At 33.7% G+C, this 2,596-nt stretch carries 1 protein-coding gene and 1 pseudogene; both read right to left on the bottom strand.

Going from position 1 to position 2,596, the window contains the following annotated elements; genetic code table 11:
• Positions 1 to 627: 627 nt before the first annotated feature.
• Positions 628 to 1,758 (bottom strand): hypothetical protein, encoded by a 1,131-nt coding sequence (locus HMPREF0549_RS04655; protein ID WP_040531196.1) that lies wholly within the window; start codon positions 1,756 to 1,758, stop codon positions 628 to 630.
• 88 nt (positions 1,759 to 1,846) lie between these two features.
• Positions 1,847 to 2,596: pseudogene (locus HMPREF0549_RS04650) on the bottom strand (phospholipase D family protein); the annotation flags it as partial.

The raw sequence follows: 2,596 nt of genomic DNA, 5'->3' as shown, positions 1-2,596 counted from the left end.
AGCGGGAAAGAAGAAAATAAGTTTTTATCTAAAATTTAGAAAGAATGTTAATTAAGTACAGAGCTTGATATGGTAGCCAATTTTATTAATCGGTAGCATTAAAACTATAATTTTAATGACAGGTTGCTAAAGCAAAATGCTTTAACCCTCTTTAAATTAACTAGTCTTAATTTGTCTACTTTTTATCTATATTCTTGTTTCATTAACTTAGTTTTTATTTATTAACTGGTCTGAGTCAATTAATTCCAATTAAATGTTAAATAATATTTGACCATTCCAGTAAATGCAAGGCTTTGAGGATTAGTTCTGGATATTTCTGCCAACCAGATTCTTAATGTGTGACCTTTGACGAAATTAATAGTTTCCAGTTTAAAAAATAATTCTTTAACGGAAATTGTGACATAAATCCGATTACTTTAAAAAACTAATAACACAGTACACGAATAAATGAGCTCCAGAGTTGCTTTATCAGTATCTGGAGCTTTATTTGTACTTTCTAAAGATTGCTGCGCGTCTTCACTTATATTCCTAAAATTTAGATCAAAGGGGAATTCTAGCAGATGTTTATGTGGTAATCCTCAGGTCATAAAAAAGGGCCATACTAATTAACGGTTCTCTTAAGTTAAACTAATAATTCTCCCCTGCTCTCCCCTCACCTGATTTAACGTTCATGATGTCTAACATTCGTTGGCCAGTTTCGGGGTGACGATAGTGGTAGCAATTACGTAGTGACGGTTCTTGCCATAATTGTTTAAGAATTTTTTCTACATTCATATTTTCGGCAATAATATTTAAGAACAAAGCTAAATTCTTAATTTTTCGTCGCTTCAATCGCGTTTGCTGAAGCTGATTGGTAAATTCATTTGCATTAAACCGACTAAGGTCTGCTAGTTCTATCGTATGTAAATAATCTTGAAGTAATTCCTTATCGTAGCATTTTAATGCTTTGTCAATCAGAGGTTTTTGCACTATGACTCTTACTATATAACTAAGTGCTATAAATGTTTCTTTAGCATTATACCTTTCAAAGTCAATTTGGGGAATTTCAATTGGATCCTCAATTGTATTCATGGGTTGTTGGTTAATTGAACTGAAATGTTCCTGCAGTTGGGTATCTAATTGTTCTAACATCATTAAAAGAAATGCTGAATTTGTGGTTCCATAGTTACTTTCAAATGAGGCAGGAAAAAAACTATTCAACTCTTTATTGGGCCACACAATCGCACCGGTTTTAAGATTAATTACATAATTACTCAGCGGGTTCCAATCTGGGTACTTATTCCAAATTTTCTTATTAACCCGGATCGTATTGGCAGTAGCAGCGGCCTTATCGAATTCACGCCACCGTCGAACCTCATCATTAACGGTTTTAAGAAAGACTCCCTTACTCGTATTAAAGTAATATCGTCCATCTGGTGCATCAATTGCGATTGCATAGTACTTACTATCGGTTATTTTTAGCGGACAGGTATAGTTGTCTTGGGGAATTCCATCAGGAGTCAAAGCAGCCTTAATCTCTTCTTGATCAGGTGACAGTTTAATTAATTTACTTGACTTAACATCTAAATAATAAAAACGTTCTGTCTTCTTTTTTGCAAATAATGTCGGATATTTGGCCTTCAATTGTGGGAAAATTTGGTTGATCTCAATAGCTGAGCTCCATTGAAAATGCCCCGTTTCTTTCCTGGTGAATCGTTCATTAACTGACCAATAGTTATTATTTCCCTTACTCGAACGGTATACTAATTCGTAAGTCATTAGGTTTCCCTCCTTGAACATTAGTTCGATAACAATATTTTATCAAATATTACTGCATTTTTCGAACAAATATTCGTAGAAATGCTAATTATTTCCGTTTAAATAACCGTGACAATAGCCCTGGCTTAGACTGTTGGTTTTGTTCTTGCTGCTTAGCAATTGTTTTCATCATTTCTGTCATCATTTTGTTTTGCTGCTCATCGTGTTGCTTCTGAGCTTTTAGATATTCTTGCATTGCATCAGTTTGCTTATCTTTTTGATGAAGGCTATTATAATGCTGCCTAATTAACGGCTCTCCAATGAACTCGTCAAATTTATCAATATCAAGAATCATCCCATTATTGTATTGCTCAATTGCAACTCCCAATTCACGAGGGAACATATTGAAATAGTTATCCAAAGTCTGGTTAATATTCTCATAGGTACTCCCCTTAAGATTATTGAAGATTGCTTTTGATACCGTAAAATGTTGCTTATCCTCACTGTTAAATGACACATGCTTAAAGTCATCGTCTTTAATTAACATTTTCCAGGTAAGACGGTTTCGATCAACCTTATAATCATAGTTATGGTCAATAATTCCCTTTAATTCGTCTTGAAGACCAAACTTAGCAAGTAATTCTTTGACGATTTTTCGGGTGAGACTTAAGTAATCATCAACTAAGTCCTGTTCATCTAATCCTGACAGGTTAACCAATCGTTGATTTAATTCATAAACAACTGCTTTATAGATATGATCGTTAATATTATTTTGGAGGATACCGTAATTATATTTTTGCTTTTCTGGTGGTAACCATCCGGCTTCGAATGATAAATAATAAACCCGCTTAGTAATTTC

It is taken from the genome of Limosilactobacillus vaginalis DSM 5837 = ATCC 49540 (assembly GCF_000159435.1).
GTDB classification, from domain to species: domain Bacteria; phylum Bacillota; class Bacilli; order Lactobacillales; family Lactobacillaceae; genus Limosilactobacillus; species Limosilactobacillus vaginalis.
This window is presented reverse-complemented; position numbering and strand designations above follow the sequence as displayed.

Coding starts and splice junctions, on each gene's coding strand:
- HMPREF0549_RS04655 (WP_040531196.1), bottom strand. CDS start 1,758: ATGACTTACGAATTAGTATACCGTTCGAGTAAGGGAAATAATAACTAT.